The organism is Streptomyces sp. ISL-94, assembly GCF_018614075.1.
Classification (GTDB): domain Bacteria; phylum Actinomycetota; class Actinomycetes; order Streptomycetales; family Streptomycetaceae; genus Streptomyces.
Window position 1 is genome coordinate 1 of record NZ_JAGGOZ010000064.1, and the last position, 17,543, is coordinate 17,543.

At 70.8% G+C, this 17,543-nt stretch carries 19 protein-coding genes and 2 pseudogenes; 13 read left to right on the top strand and 8 right to left on the bottom strand.

Annotated features, from left to right (window positions below; all coding sequences use genetic code 11):
* From J7E94_RS20150 to J7E94_RS20160, 3 genes are all read left to right on the top strand, one after another.
* Positions 1-360 (top strand): hypothetical protein (locus tag J7E94_RS20150; RefSeq protein WP_215017340.1); only part of this gene is annotated, 360 nt, incomplete at its 5' end.
* Positions 361-563: 203 nt separating this feature from the next.
* Positions 564-992: a hypothetical protein gene (locus J7E94_RS20155; protein ID WP_215017342.1), complete on the top strand. Its 429-nt coding sequence runs from the start codon at positions 564-566 to the stop codon at positions 990-992.
* 429 nt (positions 993-1,421) lie between these two features.
* Entirely contained in the window at positions 1,422-2,675 is a 1,254-nt protein-coding gene (locus tag J7E94_RS20160; protein ID WP_215017344.1) for an IS256 family transposase, read from the top strand.
* A gap of 31 nt (positions 2,676-2,706) precedes the next feature.
* Here J7E94_RS20160 and J7E94_RS20165 read toward each other — a convergent pair whose 3' ends face one another.
* On the bottom strand, positions 2,707-3,165 hold the full coding sequence (locus J7E94_RS20165; protein ID WP_215017346.1) for a nuclear transport factor 2 family protein: 459 nt from the start codon (positions 3,163-3,165) through the stop codon (positions 2,707-2,709).
* Positions 3,166-3,304: 139 nt separating this feature from the next.
* On the opposite strand from J7E94_RS20165, the gene J7E94_RS20170 reads away from it, so the two are divergent.
* Positions 3,305-3,466, top strand: a complete 162-nt coding sequence (locus J7E94_RS20170; RefSeq protein ID WP_215017349.1) for a hypothetical protein — start codon at positions 3,305-3,307, stop codon at positions 3,464-3,466.
* 401 nt (positions 3,467-3,867) lie between these two features.
* Here the strand turns inward: J7E94_RS20170 and J7E94_RS20175 are convergent, their stop codons facing one another.
* The 4 genes and pseudogenes from J7E94_RS20175 to J7E94_RS20190 all read right to left on the bottom strand — a co-directional run bounded on the left by J7E94_RS20175 (position 3,868) and on the right by J7E94_RS20190 (position 6,798).
* A complete protein-coding gene (locus J7E94_RS20175; RefSeq protein ID WP_215017351.1) occupies positions 3,868-4,041 on the bottom strand; it encodes a hypothetical protein in 174 nt (57 codons plus the stop codon).
* Between the two features lie 521 nt (positions 4,042-4,562).
* Positions 4,563-4,865, bottom strand: a complete 303-nt coding sequence (locus tag J7E94_RS20180) for a putative quinol monooxygenase (RefSeq protein ID WP_215017354.1) — start codon at positions 4,863-4,865, stop codon at positions 4,563-4,565.
* A 107-nt stretch (positions 4,866-4,972) separates the two neighbouring features.
* Positions 4,973-5,958 (bottom strand): annotated as a pseudogene (locus J7E94_RS20185) (aldo/keto reductase).
* A gap of 30 nt (positions 5,959-5,988) precedes the next feature.
* Positions 5,989-6,798, bottom strand: coding sequence for an alpha/beta fold hydrolase (locus J7E94_RS20190; RefSeq protein ID WP_308345372.1), 810 nt, complete (start codon positions 6,796-6,798; stop codon positions 5,989-5,991).
* Between the two features lie 18 nt (positions 6,799-6,816).
* On the opposite strand from J7E94_RS20190, the pseudogene J7E94_RS20195 reads away from it, so the two are divergent.
* The 3 genes and pseudogenes from J7E94_RS20195 to J7E94_RS20205 all read left to right on the top strand — a co-directional run.
* Positions 6,817-8,310: pseudogene (locus J7E94_RS20195) on the top strand (non-ribosomal peptide synthetase); the annotation flags it as partial.
* The gene (locus tag J7E94_RS20200; RefSeq protein ID WP_215017360.1) at positions 8,303-8,998 is read left to right on the top strand and encodes a 4'-phosphopantetheinyl transferase superfamily protein; all 696 of its coding nucleotides are present in this window, start codon (positions 8,303-8,305) and stop codon (positions 8,996-8,998) included. The pseudogene J7E94_RS20195 and the gene J7E94_RS20200, both read left to right, overlap by 8 nt.
* Positions 8,999-9,013: 15 nt before the next feature.
* Positions 9,014-10,360 (top strand): CoA transferase, encoded by a 1,347-nt coding sequence (locus tag J7E94_RS20205; protein WP_215017361.1) that lies wholly within the window; start codon positions 9,014-9,016, stop codon positions 10,358-10,360.
* Positions 10,361-10,535: 175 nt separating this feature from the next.
* On the opposite strand, the gene J7E94_RS20210 is transcribed toward J7E94_RS20205, so the two are convergent.
* Together J7E94_RS20210 and J7E94_RS20215 are read right to left on the bottom strand one after the other, a co-directional pair.
* Positions 10,536-11,060: a GNAT family N-acetyltransferase gene (locus tag J7E94_RS20210; RefSeq protein ID WP_215017363.1), complete on the bottom strand. Its 525-nt coding sequence runs from the start codon at positions 11,058-11,060 to the stop codon at positions 10,536-10,538.
* A 110-nt stretch (positions 11,061-11,170) separates the two neighbouring features.
* Positions 11,171-11,323 (bottom strand): hypothetical protein, encoded by a 153-nt coding sequence (locus tag J7E94_RS20215; RefSeq protein ID WP_215017365.1) that lies wholly within the window; start codon positions 11,321-11,323, stop codon positions 11,171-11,173.
* Between the two features lie 32 nt (positions 11,324-11,355).
* Between J7E94_RS20215 and J7E94_RS35985 the strand changes: the two genes are divergently transcribed.
* Both J7E94_RS35985 and J7E94_RS20220 read left to right on the top strand, forming a co-directional pair.
* Complete coding sequence (locus J7E94_RS35985) at positions 11,356-11,697, top strand: recombinase family protein (protein WP_374224475.1); 342 nt, start codon at positions 11,356-11,358, stop codon at positions 11,695-11,697.
* A gap of 355 nt (positions 11,698-12,052) precedes the next feature.
* Positions 12,053-12,856 carry an exodeoxyribonuclease III gene (locus tag J7E94_RS20220; RefSeq protein ID WP_215017367.1) on the top strand — a complete coding sequence of 268 codons (804 nt, stop codon included), beginning with the start codon at positions 12,053-12,055 and terminating at the stop codon, positions 12,854-12,856.
* Here J7E94_RS20220 and J7E94_RS20225 read toward each other — a convergent pair.
* Positions 12,838-13,530: a MerR family transcriptional regulator gene (locus tag J7E94_RS20225; protein WP_215017369.1), complete on the bottom strand. Its 693-nt coding sequence runs from the start codon at positions 13,528-13,530 to the stop codon at positions 12,838-12,840. The genes J7E94_RS20220 and J7E94_RS20225 overlap by 19 nt on opposite strands.
* A 157-nt stretch (positions 13,531-13,687) precedes the next feature.
* Here J7E94_RS20225 and J7E94_RS20230 point away from each other — a divergent pair, with 157 nt between their 5' ends.
* The 4 genes from J7E94_RS20230 to J7E94_RS20245 all read left to right on the top strand — a co-directional run bounded on the left by J7E94_RS20230 (position 13,688) and on the right by J7E94_RS20245 (position 17,465).
* Complete coding sequence (locus J7E94_RS20230) at positions 13,688-15,376, top strand: NAD(P)/FAD-dependent oxidoreductase (RefSeq protein ID WP_215017371.1); 1,689 nt, start codon at positions 13,688-13,690, stop codon at positions 15,374-15,376.
* Entirely contained in the window at positions 15,373-16,299 is a 927-nt protein-coding gene (locus tag J7E94_RS20235) for an alpha/beta fold hydrolase (RefSeq protein WP_215017373.1), read from the top strand. The genes J7E94_RS20230 and J7E94_RS20235 overlap by 4 nt, the downstream gene beginning before the upstream one ends.
* Positions 16,296-17,180: an SDR family oxidoreductase gene (locus tag J7E94_RS20240; RefSeq protein WP_215017375.1), complete on the top strand. Its 885-nt coding sequence runs from the start codon at positions 16,296-16,298 to the stop codon at positions 17,178-17,180. Before J7E94_RS20235 ends, J7E94_RS20240 begins: the two co-directional genes overlap by 4 nt.
* 87 nt (positions 17,181-17,267) lie before the next feature.
* Complete coding sequence (locus J7E94_RS20245; RefSeq protein ID WP_215017377.1) at positions 17,268-17,465, top strand: hypothetical protein; 198 nt, start codon at positions 17,268-17,270, stop codon at positions 17,463-17,465.
* Positions 17,466-17,543 lie beyond the last annotated feature (78 nt).

Here is a 17,543-nt window from a genome sequence, read left to right on the forward strand (position 1 = left end):
AACCGGTGGATCGAGGTTGAGGCGGGCCTTCCCCTCGGCATAGGGAAGGCGGAAGTAACAGCCAGCCTTGGCGTCAACGGTGACTACACGTGGACCAACGTAGATACGAAGACCCGCAGCGCGACATTGACCAAGTCGGTTCCCATGAAGGTAAAGGGCGGGGAACATTATGGGCTGTCGCCCCACGGCGTGATCGACACGTACACAACCACCTATTACCACGCGGATGGGCGGACAAGCACTAAGACCTGGGGCGCCTTCGACCTCACTGCGTGGACTCCGGTCATCTACTCGGAGATCCCGATGAACCGGGTGGCCCTCAACGCGACCGTTCTCAAGACAGGGAGCACACCATTCTGACCACTGGAGTGAGGCAGCATCCCGTGATTCGTGGGGCGGTGGGCGCCGCCATGTGTGCCCTCCTGGCGGGTTGTGGCCCTCAGGCGGCCCAGACTGCACCGAACGTCTCCACGTCGAGCTCAGCCTCGCAGGTTCAGGCAAGCCCATCGAACCTGAAGCAGAAGGAGGTGGAACTAACGGCCCAGGCTAAGGGGATGGGGGAAATGCCCACGAACGCAGGCATGAGCCGGATTGATCTGCCTGGAGTCACCGCCTTCCTCTGGGAGTCACTCCAAGGGCATGTCTGCCTCTGGGAATCGGCGCTATCCGGCGGCATGCAGACGATCAAATGCTCAACCACTGATGCCGCACGGCCGAAGAGCGGCTCGAAGGTTGTCGCGCTGCATGGCCCGGGGGCACTGAACGCGGGGGCGCGAGTCGTCCTGTTGGGCGACACCGGCGAGAAGGTCGTGTCCGCCGCCTACAAGGGCCGGGAGCTGGACTGGACATTCGTCAGAACACTCTCCCCTGCGACCAGCGGTCGGGATGTGTACTACGTGACCTTGGAGGAGTTCCCCCTCGAGGGTTGGCTCGACCTGGCCGTACAGGCAGACGGCCAACGGAAGGCAGATCGGGTCTCACTCGCATGGTAGCCACGGCATGAGGTGGGGGCGCCCATCGTGCGCCCCCACCAAGCCGTGGACTGTCCGGAGGTTGGCTCTGCCACGCGCTTGGCTTTAGCGGCGATCAGGTAGCTGCAGGTGTCGAGGGCGGCCTGATCCGAGTGCGGGCGAGATGAACAGCCGTTCGCAGGCGTTCGGCTCACCAGCAATGCGACAAGGGAACGGCTGTGATGCGGAACTGACGGAGGGTGTTGCGTCGTAAGTCCTTGATTGCTATTTCGGCGCTCCGCACCGATGGAGTTGGCGTCTTTGCCTTCGGGGCCGGGTGAGCATGGTGGAGCAATGCTCATGACCTGTGGATCGGCCTCGGGTTGGACGCGAAGGGCGTACCTTCCCGGGTAATCGACTTCTGGTCATCGAGTAGGCCGACGTTGCACCGTCGGTCGGGAAGGCACGCCCGTGCTGAGCGTAGTGAATGCCGATGGAACGACTGAGACCGGCTCCCTGATCGACGACATCGTCCGCGAGGGCGCGAGGCGGATGCTGGCAGCCGCCCTGGAGGCTGAAGTCAACTCCTACATAGCCGAGTTGGCCGACCAGCGAGACGAGAGAGGGCGCCGTCTGGTGGTCCGCAACGGCTATCACCAGCCGAGGAAGGTGACCACTGCGGCCGGGACGGTCGAGGTGAAGGCCCCACGGGTGAATGATAAGCGCGTCGACGAGGCAACCGGCGAGCGCAAACGGTTCTCCTCGACGATCCTGCCGCCGTGGTGCCGCAAGTCCCCGAAGATCAGCGAGGTGCTGCCGCTCCTCTACCTTCACGGGCTGTCCAGCGGGGACTTCGTGCCCGCGCTCGAGCAGTTTCTCGGCTCCTCGGCTGGCCTGTCCCCGGCCACCGTCACCCGGTTGACCAGCCAGCGGCAGGCCGACCACAAGGCTTTCGGCGAACGAGACCTGTCCGCCACGGACTACGTCTACGTGTGGGCCGACGGCATTCACCTGCGGATCCGTTTGGAGGAGGCGAAGGCCGCGGTCTTGGTCGTCATGGGCGTGCGCGCGGACGGCGCCAAGGAGCTGATCGCGATGGCCGACGGCTACCGCGAGTCCTCGGAGTCCTGGGCCAGCCTGCTGCGGGACTGCCAGCGGCGCGGCATGCGCGCTCCCGTCCTCGCCGTCGGCGACGGCGCCCTCGGCTTCTGGAATGCGTTGAACGAGGTCTTCCCCGAAACCCGGCACCAAAGATGCTGGGTTCACAAAACGGCCAACTGCCTCGACAGCCTCCCGAAGTCGGCCCAGCCCGCGGCGAAGAAGGCCATCCAGGACATCTACAACGCCGAGGACAAAGAGCACGCGGCCGCCGCGGTCAAGGCGTTCGCCAAGCAGTACGGTGCGAAGTTCCCCAAGGCCGTCAAGAAAATCGTCGATGACGAGGACGAGCTGCTGGCGTTCTACGACCTCCCCGCCGAGCACTGGATCCACCTGCGGACAACCAACCCCATCGAGTCGACCTTCGCGACCGTCCGGCTGCGGACCAAGGTCACCAAGGGCGCCGGATCCCGGGCCGCCGCCCTGGCGATGGTCTTCAAGCTCGTCGAGTCCGCCCAGGCCCGCTGGCGAGCCGTGAACGCACCCCACCTCGTCGCCCTCGTCCGAGCCGGAGCCCGCTTCGAACGCGGACGCCTCGTTGAACGCCCCGAAGCCCACGCAGCCTGACCCAGGTCAACTGATCTACCGATCTTGGCTATTACTCATCAGCTTTCTCCTCGGGCAGAACAAGTGGTTCGACCCCACGCGCAGCCTCGCGACGAGCCGAGACCTTGCGGTGCCTGATGCGCCAGCCCTGACTCGTTCGCACGAGCTGATCCTCGTAAGTGAAGCTGGCAACCGAACCGTCCTGGTTCAAGGCGATGCCCTTCGACCAGGCCCGGGCGCCGTCGCCGTCCTCGCGGACGATGACGTTGGTGACATGGTGGGCAAGCGGGCCGTCAGGCCCGTGACGATGCGCAGCCGCGATGTACATATCGAGGCGCGGCCGGGATGGGTCCTGTGCCGGCAGCGGAGCGAGACCAAGAGCGGTGGCGTCAACCACGAGATCGGGCGTGAACACCTCGTCGAATCGTTCATAGGTGCCGGCGTCACTCAGGTGACCATGGAGTGCGATCGCCTCGTGGATCGCCAGGCGGTCGTCGGCGGTCAAGCTCATAGCAAACTCCAGACACAACGGTCGGCACGTGCCGGTCGAGGCTAACACCGCCTCCCATGCGACAGACGGGGCGAGTCTGGAGAACGCGATCAACAAGCCGCATGACACACCGATCCACAGGTCTTGACGATTCCTCAGCATGGTGGACAGCGGGCTGGACTCGGACGCGCTTGTGGCCATGGCTGCCTGTCTGGGAGTGACTGCCCTGATCCGGCGGATCGCGGGGTCGCGCATCGTGTTCGGTCAAGAGGTGGTGACTGTGGTGAATCCGGTGTTCACCGATGACAGCCCCTACCGGTAGGTGGCTAGGGTGGCGGCAGCAGTGGGGGAACTTCGTCATTGACACGACGCAGTTGTCGAGATCGGGGCCTTCGGGTTCGCCGGGGCGAGCACCGACCACTTCGTCGGTTCCACTGCCGGGGCCGTAGCCCAGATCAACGAGGCTTGCGGAGCGCCGGGACCTGAGCGGGGCTCCCGTACGGTCCGGCGTTACACCCGAGCGTGGGTGGCTGGCGGCTGCACGTCGGTGATGCTCGTATGCATCGTTCTCGCCGTCACCGTTAGTGACTGACTACGAGGATGACGGCGCTGATGGGAGCGGTGGCAAAGGGCGACGGGCTTATCAGGACGCCCTTCTTGTCCGGTCGATCTGACCCCGCGAGGAGACGAGGCTGAGGGGCAGGCCAGATCGGGACGCCGGCTTCAGTCGAGGGTGATGGGGCCGTCCGGGATCCAGCCGTCAAGGTAGCAATCAGTGAGGTTCGAGGTGTCCTCGAGGAGCTGGCCGGCGAGGTGACGGTTGAGGTGTAGCCGTGAGATCCACAGGAGGCTCTTGTCGGCGGGCGGGGACTCTGTCCGGGCGATGAAGTAGTGCATCTCCGTAGGTCGGCCCGCGTTGTGTCTGGCCCATCGGCGTCCTGCGACGGTGCTCCACCGGATCCTGGATTCGCCCATGTGAGCGAGGGCGAGGGTGGAGGCGGTGTGAGTGTAGGACCCGTGCAGGGGTACGTCGCGTTCGGGTAGTCCCCAGGTCTGGGGTCGAGGAGGTGTGGGACGAACGAGAGCGATCCGTTCGTCGCTGTCGATCGTGATCAGCCTTACGAGCCTTCGCGAGCGAGGTGCGGGGAAGTCCATGTCAAACAGCCTGCGACCCGGCCGGTTAAGTAGCCACGCGATTGGTCCGTGTGGCGGATTGTCTGCGTGAGTGTGCATGTCAATGTGGGAAGCGATCTCCGCCGCGGCGGGAAGGCTCTCTGTCCGGTTGGTCGTCACTACTGGTCAGAGCCACTCATGAACACCCCACACAAACGACAGTTCGCGAGTAGCTCTCGTGGACGTCACGAGATCCCGTCCGGTCGAAAGACCGGGCGGGATCTCGGCGTTTCCGGGGGGACTTGTCAGGCCAGCGGGGTGGCGGCGAGTTCGACGACCTCTGCGGGGCCGGCTCGGAAGGCGGGGCTCGCGGCGTCGGCTTCGATCATGTGCGGGGTGGCGTCGTGCGCGGCGAGGGCCGACTTCGACTCCCACCGCTCGATGAGAACGAAGCGGTCGGGATCGCCCGCCACCTGGTGCAGGTCGTATTGCAGGCAGCCGTCTTCGGCTCGGACGACCGGTGCGAGACGCTCGTACGCCTCGATCTGCTCCCGGCCGCGGCCCGGGAGAGTGGTGATCAGGATGACCAGCTGTATGGGGTGTGACATGCGGCGAAGCGTAGGGCGGCAAGTTCAGTGGCAGGAAGCGCATTTCGGCGCCGGCGCACTCTGATCCCGCCCGGTCGTGTGGCCGGGCGGGATCCGGTGGGTCTGGGTCAGTTCACCGAGTCGAGCCTGGTGCGCTGCTCCGGGGTCAGGTCGAGTGCCACCGCGCCGAGGTTCTCCTCCAGCTGGGCCACCGAGGAGGCGCCGACCAGGGGGAGGACCGGGATGTCGCCGCCCATCAGCCAGGAGAGGACCACCTGGTTGACGGTGGCGCCGGTTTCGGCGGCGACCTCGCGGACCGCCTTCAGGCGGGGCTCGGTGCCCGCGTGCTCGAAGCCCGGGCCGAGCGGCTTGTCGTCGCGGACGTAGGCGCCCGAGATCAGCGGGGAGTACGAGACCTCGTGAGCGACGGGTTGTCCCGCAGGTAGCTGAGCAGGTCGCCGCTGACCAGGCCCTGGTTGCCGTCGGGGGAGCGCAGGCTGGGGATGTCGGTGCGCTGGCGGAGGTAGCTGTGGTGGTGCTGGAGCACCTCGTAGCCCGGTACGCCCGCCGCGGCGGCCAGGGTGCGGGCCTTCTCCACGCGCCACGCCCAGTGGTTGCTGGCGCCCAGGAGGCCCGCCGTGCCGTTCGCGACGAGCTCCGCGAAGCCCTGGACGGTCTCCTCCAGCGGGGTGTGCTCGTCCATGATGTGCGCGTACAGCAGGTGGATGCGCTCGATGCCGAGGCGCTCGCGGCTGCGCTCCGCCGACTCGCGGATGACCTTGGGGGACAGGCCCTCCACGTCGAGGCTGAAGCCGCTGGTGGGCTGGTTGGGGCGGGCGCCGAGCTTGGTGGCGACGGTGACCTCGTCGCCGATGCCGCGGCTGCGCAGCCAGCGTCCGACGAGCTCCTCGCTCTCGCCGCCCTGGGTGCCGTTCACCCAGAAGGCGTAGTTGTTGGAGGTGTCGATGAAGTTGCCGCCCGCCTCCACGAAGCGGTCGAGGATCGCGTACGAGGTGGCCTCGTCGACGGTGGTGCCGAAGGTCATCGTGCCGAGGCTCAGCACGCTCACTTCGCGGCGCGTTTCGGGGGCGGTGCCGATGACGCGGTATTTCACTGTGGTGCCTTTCCGTTCAGGGGTGGGGAACTAGACCGTGGTGGCGGTGGGCTGCGGGAGGTCTGCCAGCAGCTCCGCGACCACGGCGTTCAGGTGGGGTACCAGGTAGAAGTGGCCGCCGGGGTAGGAGCGCAGCCGGAAGGGGCCCGTGGTGTGGTTCCGCCAGGCCTGGGCCTGGGGGGTGTCCACCCGGGGGTCGATGTCGCCGATCAGGGCGGTGACCGGGCAGTCCAGGGGCTCGGATCCGGTGAACCGGTAGGTCTCGGTGGCCACGTAGTCGCTGCGTACGGCGGGCAGGATCGCGGCCAGCAGCTCCGGGTGGTCGAGCATCCGGGTGTCGGTGCCGCCCAGCAGTTTCATGTCGGCGATGAGCGTCTCGTCGTCGGCGAGGTGTACGGAGCCGGGCGCGGGCACCGAGGGGGCGCGGCGACCGGAGACGGCGAGTGCGGCGGGCGGGTGGCCCGCGTCGCGCAGCCGGCAGGCCACCTCGAAGGCGAGCGAGGACCCCATGCTGTGCCCGAAGATCGTGAACGGGCGGTCGAGGAAGGCCCCCTGGAGGAGTTCGGCCGCGATGAGGTCGGCGAGCTCGTGCAGGGACTCGACGCACGGTTCGCCGAAGCGCTCCTGGCGGCCCGGGTACTGGACCACCAGCACCTCGGCGTGGGGCGCGAGGGCGGCCGAGAAGGGGAAGAAGTACGAGGCGTTGCCGCCCGCGTGCGGGAAGCACAGCACCCGCGGGGCGTCGGCCGGCGCGGTGTGGAACCGGCGCAGCCACGGGGTGCCGGTCGGCGCGACCGGGCCCACCCGGCTGCCCCGGCTCGGCCCGCTGCCCTGGCTCACCCCGCTGCTCCGGCTCACCCCGCTGTCCCGGCCCCCGCCGACCGGCTCGTCCACACCGCCCAGGACGCAGGCCTCGCCCTGGTGATCACCCGCGCCCCCGAGTACCCGGGCGAGGCCGGCGCCGCCGTCACCCCCGACGAGCTGACCAGCGCGCCCGCCCGCCCGCTCCCGGCGGCCGGCACCCCGGACGACCCCGCCTACGTCATCTACACCTCCGGCTCCACCGGCCGCCCCAAGGGCGTCGTCGTCCCCCACCGCAACGTCGTCGCCCTCATCGACGCCACCCGCGAGGAGTACGGCCTCGGCCCCGACGACACCTGGACCTTCTTCCACTCCGGCGCCTTCGACTTCTCCGTCTGGGAGATCTGGGGGTGCCTGCTCACCGGCGGCCGCCTCGTGGTCGTCCCGTACCTCGTCTCCCGCGACCCGGAGGAGTTCCGCGACCTGCTGCTCCGCGACCGGGTCACGGTCCTGAGCCAGACCCCCTCCGCGTTCTCCCAGCTCCTGGAGACCGACCACGTCCGGCTCCCCGTACGCCTGGTGGTCTTCGGCGGCGAACCGCTCGACGCCAGGATGCTGCTGCGCTGGTTCGACCACCATCCCGAGAGCGGCTGCCGCCTGGTCAACATGTTCGGCATCACCGAGACCACCGTGCACGTCACCGCCCAGACGGTGACCCGCGAACTCGCCCTCGCCGGCTCGCGCTCCGTCGGCCCGGCCCTCCCCGGCTGGCACCTGTACGTGACCGACGCGCGCGGCCGCCTCGTCCCGCCCGGCGTGACCGGCGAGATCTGCGTCGGCGGCGCCGGCGTGGCCCTCGGCTACCTGGGACAGCCCGAACTCACCGCCACCCGCTTCACGCAGGACCCGTACGGCGGGGGCCGCCGCTACCACAGCGGCGACCTGGGGCGGCTGCGCCCCGACGGCACCCTGGAACACCTCGGCCGGATCGACAGCCAGGTCAAGATCCGCGGCTTCCGCATCGAACTCGACGAGATCCGCTCGGTGCTCCTGGAGGACCCGGACGTCCGCGCCGCCGCCGTGATCGTCCGCCGCGAGGACCCGGCCGACCCGGCGTCCGCCCGGCTCGACGCCTACGTGGTCCCGGCCGACCTGGACACCACCGGCGTCCGCAAGCGGGCCGCCGGCGTCCTGCCCGGGTACATGCTCCCGGCGACCGTCACCGCGCTCGACACCCTCCCGCTCACCACCAACGGCAAGCTCGACGCCGCCCGCCTCCCGCTGCCCGTGCGCACCGCCGCCCCGGCGGCCGCGCCCGCCGCAGGCGCCGGCGGGGAGGACCGCGCCGCCGTCCTCCAGGAGATCTGGACGACGGTCCTCGGGATCCCGGTCGGGCTCGACGACGACTTCTTCGAGCTCGGCGGCAACTCCCTCTTCGCCGTGCGCATCAGCGCCGCGCTGCGCGCCCGCGGCCTGCCCGCGATCCCGCTGCGCGACCTGTTCCGCACGCCCACCATCCGGGCCCTGGCCGGGACCGGCGACCATGGATGAGTACGTCCTGGACGGCACGGAGCCGCGGATCGGCCCGGCGCCGCAGGGCCGCGAGGTCGTCCTCTGGTGGCTCGACACCACCCGCGAGGTGGTCGGCGGCCACCGGGTGGAGAGCGCCGACGCCCTGCTCAGCGAGGCGGAGCGGGGCCGGGCGGCGCGGCTGCGCCGCCCCGGCGACCGGCACCGCTACCGCGCCGCCCACATCGGGCTGCGGCTGGTCCTCGGCGGCTACACCGGCCTGGACCCCCGGGCCGTGCCGGTGACGAGGGAGGACTGCCCCTGCTGCGGGGAGCCGCACGGCCGTCCCGCCGTCGCGGGCGGCGGCCCCCACTTCTCCCTGTCGCACAGCGACGACCTGGCCCTGATCGCCGTCTCCGGCGTGCCGGTCGGCGCCGACGTGGAGGGAGTCCCCAAGCCGGGCATCGCCGAGGAACTGCTCCCCTCCCTGCACCCGCAGGAGAACACCGCCCTGCGCGCCCTGCCCGACGCGCGGCGGCCGACCGCGCTGGCCCGGCTCTGGACCCGCAAGGAGGCCTACCTCAAGGGCACGGGCGTGGGCCTCGCCTACGGCTTCGCCGACCCGTACGTCGGCATCTCGGACACCCCGGCCCCCCTCGACGGCTGGACCGTCCTCGACGTACAGGCCCCGCCGGCCTACGCCGCGGCCATCGCTCTGAGCGCCGCCTGAGGGCACACTGCGCCCATGACGATCACGGGTGAGCAGGACGCGGGAACGGCCCAGGCCTGGGCCGCGCTCGGCGGGGCGCCGGAACTCGCCGGGCGGGTGCGCTACCGCGGGGCGGCCGGCCTCGGAGAGGGGCCGCTGCCCGTACGGGAGCTGGCGCGGGCGACGGTCGGCGTGTGCGCGCTGGCCGCGGCGGAGCTGGCCGCCGTACGGGCGGGGGCCGGGGGCGGGCCGGATGAGGTGGCCGCCCCCGTGGTGGACGAGGGCGCGGTCGCGACGGCGTTCGTCAGCGAGCGGCACCTGCGGGTGGCGGGGCGGCAGCCGGTGAGCTTCGCGCCCCTGTCCGGCTTCTGGCGGGCGGCGGACGGATGGGTCCGTACGCACGCCAACTACCCGCACCACGAGGCCGCGCTGGTACGGGCGCTGCGGCTGCCGTCCGCGACGCCCGAGGCGGTACGCGCCGCGGTGGCCGAGCGGCCGGCCGTCGAGGTACAGGAACGCGTGTACGGGCAGGGCGGGCTCGCGGTGGCCGTGGCGCGCGCGTACGGCGATCCGCAGCCGCTCGTCGGGCCCGTACGGGAATCCGGGGCGCGGGGGCGGACGCTCGGGCCGGCCCCCGCGGGGCGGCCGGCGGCCGGGGTACGGGTGCTGGACCTGACCCGGGTCATCGCCGGGCCGGTGGCGACGCGGACGCTGGGGCTGTTGGGCGCGGACGTCCTGCGGATCGACGCGCCGGGGCTGCCGGAGTCGGACGACGCGTACGCGGACACCGGCTTCGGGAAGCGGTCCGCGCTGCTGGACCTCGCGGTGGCGGGGGACCGGGCGGTGTTCGAGGGGCTGCTGGCCGAGGCGGACGTGGTGGTGAGCGGGTACCGGCCGGGGGCGCTGGAGCGGTACGGGCTCGGGGCGGCGCAGCTGCTGGAGCGGTGGCCGGGGCTGGTGGTGGCCGAACTGTGCGCGTGGGGCTGGGGCGGTGCGTGGGCCGGGCGGCGGGGGTTCGACTCGCTGGTGCAGGCGGGGTACGGGATCGCTGCGCGGTGCGGTGGCCCGGACGGGGAGCCGGGGGTGCTCCCGGCGCAGGCGCTGGATCACGGGACCGGGTACCTCGTGGCGGCCGGGGTCCTGCGGGCCCTGGCGGCCGGGGGCGGCCGGGCGCTGCGGTTCTCCCTGGCCGGGACGGGGTCGTGGCTGGTCCACGGGCTCCGGCAGGTCGGTCCGGCCGAACCGGGCTACGCGCCCGAGCCATGGCTCCGCGAGGCGGACTCGGGGTACGGCCGTCTCCGGTATGCCGCGAGCCCCTTCGGGGACTGGGCCCGCGGGCCCTCCCGCTGGGGTACGGACCAGCCGGTGTGGCTCCCGCGCTAGGGGGTGCCGCTGCGCGGGGCTTGCCCCTCCCCGCCCTTCCACCTCCCCCGGACTCTCCCCCAGCTACCGCTGGGAGGTGCCCCCGTCCGGGGCCCCCTCCCGGGCTCTGCCCGGACCCGGTCCTCAAACGCCGGACGGGCTGAAGGACCTGGGGCTCCGCCCCAGACCCTGCCCCTCAAATGCCGGAGGGGCTGGATGGGGCGGAAGTGGCTCGTAGGGGCTTGGTCATGCAGCGGCTTGAGTCGTAGAAGCGGTAGTGGCCGAACTTGGCCGACAGGGTGTAGCCCGAGGAGAGGTAGAGGGCGATCGCCTCCGGCTGCTGGTCGCCCGTTTCGAGGACCATCCGGGTGCGGCCCGCCTCGCGGGCGTCCGACTCCAGGGCTGCCAGGATGCGGCGGGCCAGGCCCAGGCCGCGGGCCTCCGGGATCACGTACATGCGCTTCAGCTCGGCGTCGCCGTCCGAGTAGCCCTCGTCGTTCTCCTCCTGGCTGCGCCAGCCGCCGCTCGCGACCGGGGAGCCCGCGGCGTCGTACGCCAGCAGGTAGAGGCCCCTCGGCGGGGCGAACATGGCGGGGTCGAGGAAGGTGACATCCCCCTCGCCGTCGTACCGCTCCTGGTACTCCAGCTGGACCTGGTCGTTGAGCTTGACCGCGTCCGGGTGGTCGTACGGCACGGCGTGGAGCTGGATCCCGTGTGACATCCGAACATCGTACGGAACACGCTCAATGTCCGCGGGATGGGCCCTGGCTCCGGGAGCGCCCAGGCCTCAGTAACAGCGCGCGGCGGCGGGCGCCGCTCGGAGGCCGCGCGCTACTTGCCCTTCAGGATTTGATCGACGCGGCCGGTTGAGAGGCCGAGTTGCTCGCCAATCTCTCGCAGCTTGAGCGTCTTGCGTAGCTCGGTCACATCATCCGCGCGGATTTTTCGCAGGTCCGTCTGTCCCTCCCGCAGGGCACCGAGCACTACCGTCGCTACGTCGACGGTGGCTCGTACTCCTGTGCGGTTGGCTCAACACCCACGGGTACCTCACCGTGCGAGGCAACCCCTGGAGCGTCCAAGTCCTCACGCGGTATATGGACTCCGGGTTCCCGGCCGGTCTGCTACGCGTACACGACCCGAAATGCGCCTGTGGGCACACCAACAGCTGCCCGAACCACATATTCATACCCGGCGCGCACGAGGAACTCATTTCGCCGGAACTGTGGCAGCAGGTACCAGGACGAACGCGAGAGAAGGAAGGCGCCACCGCGCTCCGTCAAACCCCTGTATCCGCTCACCAACCTTGCCAAGTGCGATCACTGCCGTGGTACCGCCCCGGTCGAGTCCGGCGAGCGTAAGGGGCCGGACGGAGAGAAGCAGCTCGTCCGCGGGTACTCCTATTGCTGCGGCCGACGCTCGGTGACGAATGCGGTCCCGGGCGGATTCGTACTCTCCTTCCGCGTAGTCATCCGAGCCTCTGATTGTTGGGCTGGCACAGGAGTGGGACGCGCTCCTGAACTCTGAAAAGAACGCGCTGCTCAAGCAGCTCGTTCGTCGAGTTACCCTCCGGCGGGGCGATGGGGCGCCCGTGATCATCACCGTGCATCCGTTGTGGGAGCCGGACCGCTGGGCCGATAGCGATGAGACGAACAGCCCTCCAGAGGGCTCCGCCGAGTAAGCTGCTCCCGTTTTGTGCGATGTGGGGAGCATGTTTTGATCACTGTGACGTCCGTGAATGTGAATGGGATCCGCGCCGCCGCCAAGAAGGGGTTCGTGGAGTGGCTCGCCGGATCCGACGCCGACGTCGTCTGCCTGCAGGAAGTGCGGGCGGAGGAGGGGCAGATTCCGGCGGAGGCACGGACCCCCGAGGGCTGGCACACCGTGTTCGCGCCGGCCGCCGTCAAGGGGCGGGCCGGCGTCGCGGTGTACACGCGGCGGGAGCCGGAGCGGGTGCAGGTCGGGTTCGGGAGTGACGAGTTCGACGCGAGCGGCCGGTACCTGGAGATCGACCTGCCCGGTGTCACCGTCGCCAGCCTCTACCTGCCCTCCGGTGAGGCCGGGACCGCGAAGCAGGACGAGAAGTACCGGTTCATGGGGGAGTTCCACACCTACCTGCAGAAGCTGAAGATCCGGGCCGCCGCCGACGGGCGCGAGGTCGTGGTCTGCGGCGACTGGAACATCTGCCACAAGGAAGCCGACCTCAAGAACTGGAAGACCAACCGGAAGAACGCCGGCTTCCTGCCCGAGGAGCGGGAGTGGCTCGGCACCGTGTACACCGACGCCGGGTACGTCGACGTGGTGCGCGAGCTGCACCCCGACACCGAGGGGCCGTACTCCTGGTGGTCCTACCGCGGGCGGGCCTTCGACAACGACGCCGGCTGGCGCATCGACCTGCAGGTGGCGACCCCCAGGCTGGCCGCGAGGGCCGTGAAGGCGTTCGTCGAGCGGGCCGAGACGCACCCCGAGCGCTGGTCCGACCACGCGCCCGTGACCGTCGTCTACGAACTCGGTTCCTGAGCGGAGGACGAAGCGAGCAGGCGGTCCATCGCCATCGTCAGCTCGGCCTCGACCACGCTCTTCGCCAACGGGCGCAGGCGCGGGAGGGCGTCCGGCGATATGTGGGCCGCTATCAGCTCGGTGAACAGGGCCGCCATCGCGTCCGCGTGCTCGCGGACGCGGCGGCCCGTCTCCAGGACGGCCGAGAGGGGCACGCCCTCGCGCACCAGCGCCGAGGAGACGTCCAGGAGGCGGCGGCTGACGTGCACGATCGCGTCGCCGTCGACCGCGAGGTAGCCCAGGTCGAGCGAGGCCGCCAGGTTCTCCGGGGTGACCTCGCCCTCGAAGTAGTCGGCCAGCGCCTCCGGGGTGAGCCGGACCGGGGTCTCCTCCGACCAGCCGATGCCCAGCAGCTCGCCGAGCTGGCCGACGTCGCGGCCGCTCTCGAAGGCGGCGGTCAGCTCCGCGATGCCGCCGAGGGTGTGGCCGCGCTCCAGCAGGGCGGCGATGGTGCGCAGCCGGGCCAGGTGGTGGTCGTCGTACCAGGCGATGCGGCCGTCGCGGCGCGGCGGCGGGAGCAGTTTGCGCTCGCGGTAGAAGCGCAGGGTGCGGACCGGGATGCCGGCCGCCTCGGCCAGTTCCCCGGTGCGGTACTCGCGCACGGTCTTCGCTTCTTCCGTCTCTTCCTTCGCCACGGTCGCAGCCTATGGCGTACCGGCAGTAACTTTCCGGGCGCGACCCCTACCCATGAGTACGAGGCTGCTCTACCCTCCCGATTGTGCCAGTGATTGCTGGCAGTGTTTATCTGGGTCTGGGCTGGGCTGGCTGTGAAGAAGCGGAAGGCGGGCGGGCATGGGTGGCAGTGGCAGTGGCAGTGACGTCTCACGACGGAAGCACGTACGTGTGGCGGTGATCGGGTCCGGATTCGGCGGGCTGGGCGCCGCCGTGCGGCTGCGGCGCGAGGGGATCACGGACTTCGTCGTGCTGGAGCGGGCCGACTCGGTCGGCGGGACCTGGCGCGACAACAGCTATCCGGGGTGCGCGTGCGACGTTCCCTCGCACCTCTACTCCTTCTCCTTCGCGCCCAATCCCGACTGGCCCCGCACCTTCTCGGGGCAGCCCGCCATCCGGGAGTACCTGGAGCACGTCGCCGACACCTTCGGGCTGCGCCGCCACATCCGGCTCGACTCCGAGGTGCGGATGATGCGCTGGGACGCGGACGGGCTGCGCTGGGAGATCGAGACCTCCTCCGGGGACCTGACCGCCGATGTGGTGGTGTCGGCGACCGGGCCGCTGTCCGACCCGAAGATGCCGGAGGTCCCCGGGCTGTCCGGGTTCCCCGGCAAGGTCTTCCACTCCGCGCGCTGGGACCACGACTACGACCTGCGCGGCAAGCGCGTGGCCATGATCGGCACCGGCGCCTCCGCCATCCAGATCGTGCCGGCCATCGCCCCCGAGGTGGAGCGCCTGACGCTCTTCCAGCGGACCGCGCCGTGGGTCATGCCGCGCACCGACCGGGCCATCACCGCCGTGGAGCGCTGGCTGCACCGCCAGCTGCCCTTCACCCGGGCGGCGCGGCGCGGACTGCTCTGGGGGATCCGGGAGCTCCAGGTCAGTGCCTTCACCAAGCGGCCGAACCAGCTCGGGCTGGTCGAGTCCCTGGCCAAGGCCAACATGGCCCGCTCCATCAAGGACCCGGCGCTGCGGGCCAAGCTGACGCCCTCGTACCGGATCGGCTGCAAGCGGATCCTGCTCTCCAGCGAGTACTACCCGGCCCTGGCCCGGCCGAATGTGGACCTGGTCGCCTCCGGGCTGAAGGAGATCCGGGGCTCGGTGCTGGTCGCCGCCGACGGGACGGAGACCGAGGTCGACGCGATCATCTTCGGCACCGGCTTCCACGTGACGGACATGCCGATCGCCGACCGGGTGGTGGGCGCGGAGGGCAAGACCCTCGCGGAGGCCTGGAAGGACGGGATGCAGTCGCTGCGCGGGGCCACCGCCGCCGGCTTCCCCAACTGGATGACGATCATCGGCCCGAACACCGGGCTCGGGAACAGCTCGATGATCCTGATGATCGAGTCGCAGCTCAACTACATGGCGGACTACCTGCGCCAGTTGGCCATGCTGGGTGGAAGCAGCCTGGGCGGGAAGGTCGCGCTGGCGGCCCGGCCCTCGGCCGTGAACCAGTGGAACCGGCAGGTGCAGGCCCGGATGGAGCGGACCGTGTGGAACACGGGCGGATGCACCAGCTGGTACCTGGACGCCCAGGGCCGCAACACCACCGTATGGCCGGGCACCACGGGAGAGTTCCGCCGCGAGACCCGGACGGTCGACCTCGCCGAGTACGAGGTCGTACGGGTCCGCGAGCGGGTCGCGGCCGCCGCTGCCGCCCCCGCCCAGGCGCCCAAGCCGGGCCGGCCCAAGGCCGTCGCCGCTCCCGCCGCCGCGGCCAAGGCCGCCGCCGCGGCCCAGGCAGACACCGCGGCCAAGGCCGACGCCGCGCCCCAGGCCGGCGCCGCCCGCGCGGAGGGCGCCGCGTGAGCCGGCTGACGCACGTCACCGCCGGGCCGTACGCGCCCCCGGCCGCCCGGCGCGAGCTCACCGCCGTCTCCGCCGACGGGGCCCGGCTCCACGTCGAGGTGCACGGGGAGGAGGGCGCGCCCGCCGTCGTGCTGGCGCACGGCTGGACCTGCTCCACCGCCTTCTGGGCCGCCCAGATCAGGGACCTGGCCGCGGACCACCGGGTCATCGCCTACGACCAGCGCGGCCACGGGCGCAGCCCCGCCGGCCGCGCGCACAGCACCACCGCCCTCGCCGACGACCTGGTGGCCGTCCTCGGCGCCGCCCTCGCCGCCGGGGAACGGGCGGTCCTCGCCGGGCACTCCATGGGCGGAATGACGATCATGGCGGCCTCCGGGCGGCCCGAGTTCGCCGCGCACGCCGCCGCCGCGCTGCTGTGCAGCACCGGCAGCGGCCGGCTGGTCGCGCAGGCGCAGGTCCTGCCGTTGCGCCCCGGGCGCGCGCGGACCCGTATGACCGGCGCGGTCCTCGGATCGCGCGCCCCGCTCGGGCCGGTCACGCCCGTCGCGATGAAGGTCCTGAAGTACGCCACCATGGGCCCCGGCTCCGCGCCCGACAAGGTCGAGGCGTGCGCCCGTATCGTGCACGCCTGCCCCACGGCCGTACGGCACGCCTGGTCCCAGGTGCTGGCCGGGCTGGACCTGGACGCCGACGTGGCCCGGCTCACCGTGCCCACCGCCGTCATCGGCGGCACGAACGACCGGCTCACCCCCGTCGTACACGCCCGCGGACTCGCGGCCGCGCTCCCGAACTGCGTGGGGCTCACCGAGCTCACCGGCATGGGGCACATGACGCCGATCGAGGCCCCGGAGGCCGTGACCAACGCCGTGCGCGAGCTGACCGCGCTGTACCTCCACACCACCGAGAAGGAGAAGACGCCGTGAGCGCTCGCAGGAGTCTGGAAGGCCAGGTCGCCGTCGTCACCGGCGCCGCCCGAGGGGTCGGCGAGCTGCTCGCCCGCAAGCTCTCCGCGCGCGGCGCGAAGATCGCGCTCGTCGGCCTGGAGCCGGAGGCCCTCAAGGAGGTCTCCGAGCGGCTGCACACCGACAGCGGCCACTGGTACGCCGACGTCACCGACCACGAGGCCATGGCCCGCGTCGCGCAGGAGGTCAAGCAGCGCTTCGGCAAGGTCGACATCGTGGTCGCCAACGCGGGCGTGGCCGCCGGCGGGCCGTTCGCCGACTCCGACCCCGACGCCTGGCGCCGGGTGATCGAGGTCAACCTCATCGGCGGGGCGGTCACCGCCCGCGCCTTCCTCCCCGTCCTGATGGAGAGCCGCGGCTACTTCCTCCAGATCGCCTCGCTCGCCGCGATCACCCCGGCGCCGATGATGACCGCGTACTGCGCCTCCAAGTCGGGCGTCGAGGCCTTCGCGCACTGCCTGCGCGCCGAGGTCGGCTACAAGGGCGTCAAGGTCGGCGTCGGCTACCTCTCCTGGACCGACACGGACATGGTGCGCGGCGCCGACCAGGACGAGGTCATGCGGGAGCTGCGGCAGCGCCTGCCGTGGCCCTCGAACCGCACCTACCCGCTGGGGCCGGCCGTCGACCGGATCGTCGCGGGCATCGAGCGGCGCTCGGCGCACGTGTACGCGCAGTGGTGGCTGCGGGGCATGCAGGGCATGCGCGGTTACCTGCCCGGGGTGATCGCGGCGGTCGGACAGCGCGAGATGAAGCGCTTCGAACCGCGATTGGCCGGTGTGTCCAAGGGACTTGTGGGGGCGGGCGGGGCCGCCGACGAGAAGGAGCGCACGCAGAGTCACTAGGGGTCACTAGTCGAAATGCGGGGAATGTCCTGTCGTGCCAGTCTGGTCGAGGCCCCACCACCAACACCCCCTCATGGAGTGAGAAGCATGGGTATCAAGGACCAGTTCCAGGACAAGGCGAAGCAGCTCGCGGACCAGGCCAAGGCCAAGGCCAAGGCCAAGACCAAGGCCAAGTCCAAGGGTGCGAAGGGCGAGGCCTCCGAACGCTCTTCGCAGGCCGGCCGGGACGTCAAGCCGCAAGCCCAGCAGGCCCGTGACACCTTTGACGACCGCTTCGAAGACTGACCTCGCGCGCTGAGAACCGAGCGCTGAGCAGTACCGCTGGGCGAAGGGGCGCGATCCGTACCGTTCTACGGATCGCGC

Excerpts from the sequence above, each read along its gene's own strand:
- J7E94_RS20180 (WP_215017354.1), bottom strand. The coding sequence starts at position 4,865 with ATGTCACACCCCATACAGCTGGTCATCCTGATCACCACTCTCCCGGGC.
- J7E94_RS20200 (WP_215017360.1), top strand. The coding sequence starts at position 8,303 with ATGGATGAGTACGTCCTGGACGGCACGGAGCCGCGGATCGGCCCGGCG.
- J7E94_RS20230 (WP_215017371.1), top strand. The coding sequence starts at position 13,688 with ATGGGTGGCAGTGGCAGTGGCAGTGACGTCTCACGACGGAAGCACGTA.
- J7E94_RS20165 (WP_215017346.1), bottom strand. The coding sequence starts at position 3,165 with ATGAGCTTGACCGCCGACGACCGCCTGGCGATCCACGAGGCGATCGCA.
- J7E94_RS20210 (WP_215017363.1), bottom strand. The coding sequence starts at position 11,060 with ATGTCACACGGGATCCAGCTCCACGCCGTGCCGTACGACCACCCGGAC.
- J7E94_RS20205 (WP_215017361.1), top strand. The coding sequence starts at position 9,014 with ATGACGATCACGGGTGAGCAGGACGCGGGAACGGCCCAGGCCTGGGCC.
- J7E94_RS20170 (WP_215017349.1), top strand. The coding sequence starts at position 3,305 with ATGGTGGACAGCGGGCTGGACTCGGACGCGCTTGTGGCCATGGCTGCC.
- J7E94_RS20245 (WP_215017377.1), top strand. The coding sequence starts at position 17,268 with ATGGGTATCAAGGACCAGTTCCAGGACAAGGCGAAGCAGCTCGCGGAC.
- J7E94_RS20155 (WP_215017342.1), top strand. The coding sequence starts at position 564 with ATGCCCACGAACGCAGGCATGAGCCGGATTGATCTGCCTGGAGTCACC.
- J7E94_RS20175 (WP_215017351.1), bottom strand. The coding sequence starts at position 4,041 with ATGCACTACTTCATCGCCCGGACAGAGTCCCCGCCCGCCGACAAGAGC.